Below are 7,803 nucleotides of genomic sequence, written 5' to 3'. Positions count from 1 at the left end.
CTCGTCAGGCTCATAACCTGAAGGTCACAGGTTCAAATCCTGTCCCCGCAACCACCGACAGTAGACGCCCCGGAGGCCCACCAGCCCCTGGGCGTTTTGCTGTCTGTGCCGCAGAACACGCCGCCAGAATGGCCGCGAGATCCCCGAACAACACCGCATCAAGCCCACGGCCGTCGCCCCGCGGATGCAGCTCCACCTTCTCGATCATAGCGCGGATGAGCCCCATCGCCTCCTCGCGGTCGGGGCCCTCAAGCACAAGCTCCAACTCCTCCACCTTGCGGCGGTAGAGATCGGGCAGGGCCGGGTGGGCGAGCACGTCCAAGACAGCCGCATCGCCGCTGCTCTCCGACGACGCGCGGAGAGCGTCCCGCTCCGCCCGCAGCGAGGCCACCCGCTCCTTCATTGCAGGCTCGTAGAAGCCGTCTTCGATCGCCTTCAGCATCGACGCGATCTTGCGCTCCACCTCGGCCAGCTTCTTCGAACGCGACGCATCGTCCTTCTTCGCCCGGCTACGCGCCGCGGCAACCTCGTCCTGCAGCGCGCTCACGAACTCGGCGACGAGATCGGGCGCGAGCAGCCGCTCCTTGAGACCCTCCAGCACGCGGCTCTCGACCTGCTGGCGCGTGATCGTGCGGCCATTGTCGCAGGCGCCCTTCTGCCGGCGCGTGGCACAGCCATAACGGTCCTTGCCAGTGATCGTGTAGCCGCCGGCGCACATGCCGCAGCAGATCAGGCCCGATAGGAGGAAGCGGGGACGATGGGCTGCGTTCAACGGGTTTGCTGCGCCACCACCGTCCGCTGCGTGAGTAGCCTGCCATCCGGACCGCACCGTCACGCTCTGCTGGCGCTCCTTCACCGCCTGCCACAGCTCGTCGGACACGATGCGAAGCTCCGGGACATCCCGCCGCTCCCAGCGCTCGGGCGGGTTGGGGCGGGCCACCCGCTTACCGGTTCGCGGGTCCTTCAAGTAGGAGTAGCGGTTCCATTCGAGCACTCCGCGGTAGAGCGCGTTGTTGAGAAGCCCCGTCCCGCGCCGGGTCTGGCCGCGCAAGGTCGTGTTCGACCACAGTCGCCCGACCGGACCTCGCACCCCCTCTCGATTCAGCTTCTTCGCGATTGCCTCGGGACTCCTGCCAGCGGCGAACTCGCGGAAGATTCGCTCGACGACCAAGGCCTCCTCGGGTTCGATCTGACGCGCCCCGCCTCCGCCATCGGATGTGGCGACGACGCGATAGCCGTAGGCAAGACCGCCGGCCACATTGCCCTTTAGCACGCGCCCTAGCTGGCCGCGGCGCGTTTTCTCGCCCAGATCCTTGAGCGCCATCTGCGCCACCATGCCCATCACGGTGACGTGGATCGTCGTGATCTCGCCGAGACTCGGCGTAAACAGCCGCACGTTGTGGAAGGCGAGTTGGTCATGCAGATCGGCCGTATCTGCAAGCCTGCGGCCGAGCCGGTCAACCGCCTCGCAGATCATGACCTCAAACGCCCCGTGTCCTGCGTCCGTGATCAGCCGCTGGTACCCCGGCCGGAACCGGCTCGCTCCGCTCAATGCTGCGTCGGAGTACACTTCAACTACCCGCCAGCCATTCGTCTCGGCATAGCGACGGCAGACCTCGACCTGGTCATCGATCGAGGCCTGCTTCTGAAGGTCGCTCGAGTATCGCGCATAGATGGCGGCGCGAGGCGGGACATGGGGCTGGCTCATCAGCACAGTATGATGCTGGTTGTGACCGACCCCAAGAGGTCATCCACAGGCCGTTGTTGACCTAATGGGAACCCGGCGGCCGAACGTCTGCCTTGGGTGGATTGCAGACTTAACTGCGAAGCCATGTAGACGCCGTCTTGCGCCAGATCCGGGCGTAACGATCGCCGGCTATCGGCGACACTGGTTCACCAGGTTGCGTCCAACAACTCGCGATGCTAGTTTTTATGAAAGCGCTTTCAGCGAAAAAGTGCATCGTTCCGGGTGCATGGATAACAAGCCGATGGCCCGCATCACGGCGAACCACCAAGAGTTCATAGAGGCTGGACCCAAAATCTGCTTCTCCGGTGACAAAGCGGCTGCAGACATTGTCGGCGGATTGCCTGCTGAGCCGGTGCCTGGACCCACCACAGCGAATTGATAGCAGGAACGAAGCCGATGCGGAGCGAGGAGATCATCACAGACGTGCTCGTGGTCGGCAGCGGCGCTGCCGCGCTGCGCGCTGCGCTGGAAGCCGAGGCAGGCGGTGCACAGGTGCTGGTCGTCATCAAGGGTGAGTTCCGGCGCAGCGGCGCAACGTTTCATAGCGTCGCAGAGGTGGGCGCCTTCAACGTTCCAGACGATGCGGGGCAGCAAGGAGACTCCCCCGACACGTTCCTGGAAGATATTCTTACAGCTGCCCAGGAGATGTCAGACCCGCGCCTTAGCAGCATCGTGGCCAACGAGGCGGAAGAGGCCCTTACTTTCCTGGAGCGATACGGTGTCCACTTCGAGCGCAATGGGGAAGACTATCTAGTTTTTCGCGCGTGCTTTTCGTCACGGCCGCGGTCGCATGTCATCAAGGACCATTTCAAGCCGATCGTTAGGGCGCTTGGCCAGGAGGCCTCCCGGCGCGGCATCGCTGTCCGGGACCGGCTGATGGTGACGGACCTCATCGTTGAGGACGGCCAGTGCGCCGGCGTGCGCGCCGTCGGGCTGGACGGGACGCCCGTCATCATCCGGGCTAAGGCGACGATCCTGACGACGGGTGGCGCCAGCCAACTCTTCGCGACCAACCTCTATCCCTCCGACATCACCGGCGACGGCTACGCCATGGCCCATCGTGCCGGTGCACGGCTCGTCAACATGGAATTCATGCAGGCGGGCGTCTCCGTCGTTGCCCCCTTCATCAACCTCTTTGGGAACTACCTGTGGGCCGCCGCGCCGCGGCTGACGGACCGGGACGGGCAGGAATTCGTGCGGGACTACCTGCCCCATGGCCTCGCGCTGGAGGACGTCATCGCGACCAAGGAGCGGCACTTTCCCTTCAGCGCTAGCGACGTGTCCCGTTATATCGAGATCTCGATCCAGAAGGCCATCAACGAGGGCCGCGGCACCCCCGAGGGAGGGGTCTGGATGGACCTCATCGGCCGCGATTTCGGGAAGATTCTCGGGGATCCCAACAGCAGCATGGCCCGCATGTGGCCGGTGACCTACGCCTGGTACAAGGATAAGGGTATTGACCTCTACCGTGACCCCATCCAGATCGCTTGCTCCGCCCACGCCATTAATGGCGGGATCCTGATCGACGAGAACGGCGAGTCCAACCTCAAGGGCCTCTTCGCGGCCGGCGAAGTCGCGGGAGGGCCGCACGGGGCCGACAGGCTCGGCGGCAACATGGCCGTGACATGCCAGATCTTCGGTCGGCGTGCCGGGCGAGCCGCCGCGCGGCGGGCGGCGGACATGGATCATCTCCCGGCGCGTGACGCGGCCGAGGCCCACCAGGCCTCCCTTCGTCGCTTTCCATCGCGGGGCAAGGCCGACCTCGCGGCGCTTAGGGCAGCGCTGCAGCGGGGGGCCAACCGCAACCTGCTCGTCGTGCGGTCGGAAGAGAGCCTGGACCGCTTCGACGCCCTGTGCGCCGGTGTCCGCGCGGCGCTTCTGTCGGACGGTGTCGTGGCTGACCCGACGGGTCTCGTAGCAGCTCACGAGCTGGAAAACCTCTGCGAGGTCGGCTCTCTCATCGCCACGGCGGCGAAGCTGCGGCGGGAGAGCCGGGGCGGTCACTATCGCGAGGATTTTCCGGACAAGGATCCCGCGCAGGACACGTCAATCGTCTTCGACCGGTTCGTTGCGGCGGGCCTGTTCCGGACGCGGCTGGGCCGGGAAGAAGCCGCCAGAGCTGACGCACCAGCGGCCCGCTAGCCGCCGTCTCTCACCAAAGATCCTTGAAGCGCCGCCGGCGCACCTTGTCGCTGTCAATGCAGGGACGTTGGTCCGACGGCGGAGCCTGTGCCATGGTGACCGGAAGACACGGGGTGACTCGGGCCCGGCCACAACGGCGCTGCGCAGACATGAAGGATCGATTACCGGAGGGCGCCCGCGCCAAGCTGACCGACGTGGCCAAGGAGGCCGGCGTCTCGCTCGCGACGGCGTCCCGAGCCTTGAACCAGCCGAAGATCGTCAGGCCCGAGATCCGCGAGCGGGTGCTGAAGGCCGTGCAGTCGCTTGGTTACACGCCGGACAGGACGGCCAAGGCCCTGAGCTCCGGCCGCAGTCACATCGTTGGCGCCGTCGTTCCCACGCTCGGCAACGCCATTTTCGCCGATGGCGTCGAGGCGCTGCAGGATCAGCTGGAGACCCAGGGCTACACCCTCCTGCTGTCAAACTCGCAGTACGACCGGCACAAGGAGTTGCGGCAGGTCCAGGCTCTTCTCGAGCATGGGGTAGATGGGCTAGTTCTCGTCGGTGACGGCTTCCTCCCCGAGGTCGTCTCGCTCGTCCGCCAGTACGACGTCCCGACCGTCGTCACTTATGTCTGCGCCTCCCGGCACGGCTTGCCGGCCATTGGCATCGACAACGCCGAGGCTGCGGCAAAGATGACGCGCTATCTTCTCGAATTGGGCCATCGCGAGTTTGGCGTGGTGTCGAACACCGCGCTCCCGAACGACCGCTCGCAGGCGCGGCTCAGCGGGATGCTCGCCGCCATGACCGAAGCCGGCGTCAGGCTGCGCCGGGGCGCGCATGTCGAGGTCGCCCGACCGACGATCGCCAATGGCAGGCGGGCGTTCGACGCGATCCGCACGGCCAATCCGAACATCACCGCGCTGCTGTGCACGACCGACGCTCTCGCCGTTGGTGCGATCGCCGAAGCCCAGCGCCTTAGTGTTTGCGTGCCCGCCGACCTCTCCGTAGTAGGGTTCGACGACGTCGAGTTGGCGAGCGAGGTGGATCCTCCGCTGACGACGGTGAACGTGCCCGCCATCGAAATCAGCCGCATCGCCGCCGGTCACCTCCTTTCCGCCATCTCGGGCAATGCCATTCCGCTGTCCACGCGCTTGCCGGCGCCGCTCATCCTGCGCGACAGCACGGCGGTCTCCGCCGCCCTGGCGGGCGCTGGACGCACGGTCACGAAGCGGCGGCCCCAGGCCACGGCCGGCACAAAGCCTGCCTGAGACGGCATGCTTCAGCCAGGGAGGACTGCCGAAGCCATGGCGGCGGTCCGCAGCCTCGTCAGCTCATGGGGCGGCAGCTTGAGGAGGGGCGGCCGGACGACGGCTCGGGGAATGCGTCCCATCATCACCAGCAGCTCCTTCATGCGGTTATGCATGTCCAGGAACGGCGGAGCGTAGAAGGCCTGCGCCAGCGGGTAGATCCGGTCGTTGATCGCGCGTGCCGCGTTCAGATCCTCGGCCTGGATGGCCCGCCACAGCGCGACCTGGAGGTCGGCGATGACGCTGCCCGCCCCCGACAGAAGCCCGTTACATCCCAGCACGAGGGACCCCATCAGCCAAGCGCTGTGGGTGGTGAGCACATTTACCGGTGGCTTCCGAGACTGCAGCACGCGGACGTGGCGCTCATGCAGAGCGGGGTCGTTGCACCAATCCTTGATGGCGCGAATGGAGGGGATCTCCTCGACCAGCCTGAGCAGCGTCTCGTAAGGATAATGGAGGTTGGTGCGCTCGGGATACTGGAACACGATTAGCGGAAGATCCGACGCGTCGGCGACAGCGCGGACGTGAGCAAGCGCCATCTCCGGCCGCAGATGGCCGCCCATCCCCAGCGTATTTGGCGGAAAGACCAGCAGCGCGCTCGCCCCAGCCGCCGCTGACATGCGGGCGATCCGCGCCGCCTCGAGGCTCCCGTCTGCGTAGACGCCGGCGACGACCGGTACGCGGTTGCCGATCTCGGCGAGCGTTTCATCAAGGATCAGACGCTGCTCGTCACCGCCGCAGGCATGCACTTCCGAGGCATGCCCGTTCACGGTGATCGCCGCGATCCCATCGATGCTGGCGACGTCGCGGTTGTGACGGCGGGTGGCCGCGATGTCGATCGACAGGTCGTCGTGGAACACCAGCAGCGTCGCCGGAATCACCCCGTGGGGCACGAAGGATGGAAAGGGTGGCATGGCAGTCCTCCGCGCCGAAGCAGGCGCTACTCGGCGGCCGCCGTCTCGGCTTCGTTCTCCACCCACTTCGTGAGGTGCTCACCAACGGCGACGAGTTCTTCCCTCTGGTTGCGGGCCTCGACAGTGGCGCGGGACCGCCGGCGCTCCGGCTCAACCTCGCTGATCGTGTAGGTCACGGTCACCGTATCGCCGAAGAACACAGGCTTCAGGAAGCGGATCCGATCGTATCCCAGCGAGACCGGGGTGCAGTCCACACCCTTGGCGAGGCTCTTCTCGATCATCATTGTCGAGGCCGTCGAAAAGAAGCCGACGATCAGGGCGCCATGCGCGATGCGCTGCCCGTATTTTGATGTGCGCATGAACTCGTGATTGACGTGGTTTCCGGAGAAGTCACCGGTCACCCCCGCATAGAGATAAACGTCCGTTTCCGACACCGTCTTGGAGAAGCGAACGGTGTCGCCAATCTCAGCATGCATGATCGCCATGACCGTTGGTCCTGCTGGGTTGAGTAAGGATCAGTCGCTGCGCGCCGCCGCGCCCTGGGCCAGGAGCGCCTCGACCTCGGCCGGGCCGTAGCCGAGTTCGCCGAGAATGTCGGCGGTCTGCGCGCCGAGCTTCTGGGGCGGCAGCCGGACCTCCGGGGCCTCGCCGTCGTAGCGGACGGGGTGGCGAACAAGGGTGACGGGCTCGCCTGTGCAGCCCTCGACGGTGACGAAGCTGCCGGAATGGCGCACCTGCGGATCGGCCACCACGTCCTTGTAGTCGTTGACCGGGGAATGCCAGATACCGTGGCGCGCGAGAACTGGCAGCCAGTCGCCGGTCGTTCGCGACGCGAGCGCAGCCGCGACGGGCCGCGCCGCCTCGTCCCGGCGAGCATAGGCCTCGGCGTCGGGCACGCGTTCCTCCGGCGCAACCTCCAACGCGTCGTAGAGAGCGCCAAGGGAGCCAAGAGAAATGGCAATGAAACCGTCCACCGTCGGGTAGATGCCGTAGGGGGCACCATAGTACCAGCCGGACAGCCGCGACGACTGGCGGACGTCGTCCTGTCCGTCTCCGTTCAGGAAGCAGACGAGCGACTCCATCTGCAGGTCGAGGGCGGCGGTCAGAAGACTGACGTCCACGCGCCCGCCCTTGCCGGTGCGCTCGCGCTTCAACAAGGCGGCCAGGATGCCGCCGGCGAAGAGCGCCGCGCCATGGTGATCGACCGCCGACACGCCGACGGCGCGGGGTCCGTCTTCCCTGGTCCCCGTGATGGTGGCGAGCCCCGTGAGCGCCTGCACGATGAGATCCTGCCCCGGGCGGTTCACATAGGGGCCGCTCTGGCCGAAGCCGGACGCCGCCGCGTAGATGATGTCGGGTTTCAATTCTTTCGCCGCCTCGTAGCCGAGGCCCAGCTTGTCCATGACGCCGGGTCGATAGTTCTCCGCCACCACGTCGGCCGAGGCGATGAGCTTTCGCGCGATACCAAGGCCTTCCGCCGTCTTGAGGTCGAGCGCGATGCTGCGCTTGTTCCGGTTGCCTGTGAGCTGCAGCATCGTGTGCCCGTCGACCCGTCGTTCGGCGCCGCCCCATTTGCGCTGGAAAGCGCCGTCGAGCGGCTCGACTGCGATGACGTCGGCGCCGAGGTCGGCGAGGAACTGGATGCCGACGGGGCCCATCAGGAAGTGGTTGAAGCTGACAACCCTGAAGCCTTGAAGATGGTCCACGGCGA

6 protein-coding genes are annotated in these 7,803 nt (G+C 66.2%); 2 read left to right on the top strand and 4 right to left on the bottom strand.

The features are described 5' to 3' along the window. Window positions 1-10: 10 nt before the first annotated feature. On the bottom strand, window positions 11-1,708 hold the full coding sequence (locus AC5JCN_RS04680) for a recombinase family protein (protein WP_495753865.1): 1,698 nt from the start codon (window positions 1,706-1,708) through the stop codon (window positions 11-13). Window positions 1,709-2,143: 435 nt separating this feature from the next. Between AC5JCN_RS04680 and AC5JCN_RS04675 the strand changes: the two genes are divergently transcribed. Next, complete coding sequence (locus AC5JCN_RS04675; RefSeq protein WP_495753864.1) at window positions 2,144-3,889, top strand: FAD-binding protein; 1,746 nt, start codon at window positions 2,144-2,146, stop codon at window positions 3,887-3,889. A gap of 149 nt (window positions 3,890-4,038) precedes the next feature. Beyond that, window positions 4,039-5,139: a LacI family DNA-binding transcriptional regulator gene (locus AC5JCN_RS04670; RefSeq protein WP_495753863.1), complete on the top strand. Its 1,101-nt coding sequence runs from the start codon at window positions 4,039-4,041 to the stop codon at window positions 5,137-5,139. 11 nt (window positions 5,140-5,150) lie between these two features. On the opposite strand, the gene AC5JCN_RS04665 is transcribed toward AC5JCN_RS04670, so the two are convergent. From AC5JCN_RS04665 to AC5JCN_RS04655, 3 genes are read right to left on the bottom strand one after another with little or no spacing between them, the layout of a single operon-like run. Further along, window positions 5,151-6,092 carry a dihydrodipicolinate synthase family protein gene (locus tag AC5JCN_RS04665; protein ID WP_495753862.1) on the bottom strand — a complete coding sequence of 314 codons (942 nt, stop codon included), beginning with the start codon at window positions 6,090-6,092 and terminating at the stop codon, window positions 5,151-5,153. A 26-nt stretch (window positions 6,093-6,118) separates the two neighbouring features. Beyond that, on the bottom strand, window positions 6,119-6,577 hold the full coding sequence (locus tag AC5JCN_RS04660) for a MaoC/PaaZ C-terminal domain-containing protein (protein WP_495753861.1): 459 nt from the start codon (window positions 6,575-6,577) through the stop codon (window positions 6,119-6,121). 30 nt (window positions 6,578-6,607) lie between these two features. Then, entirely contained in the window at window positions 6,608-7,798 is a 1,191-nt protein-coding gene (locus tag AC5JCN_RS04655; RefSeq protein WP_495753860.1) for a CaiB/BaiF CoA transferase family protein, read from the bottom strand. Window positions 7,799-7,803: the final 5 nt, after the last annotated feature.

Source organism: Alsobacter sp., assembly GCF_059501845.1.
This window is presented reverse-complemented; position numbering and strand designations above follow the sequence as displayed.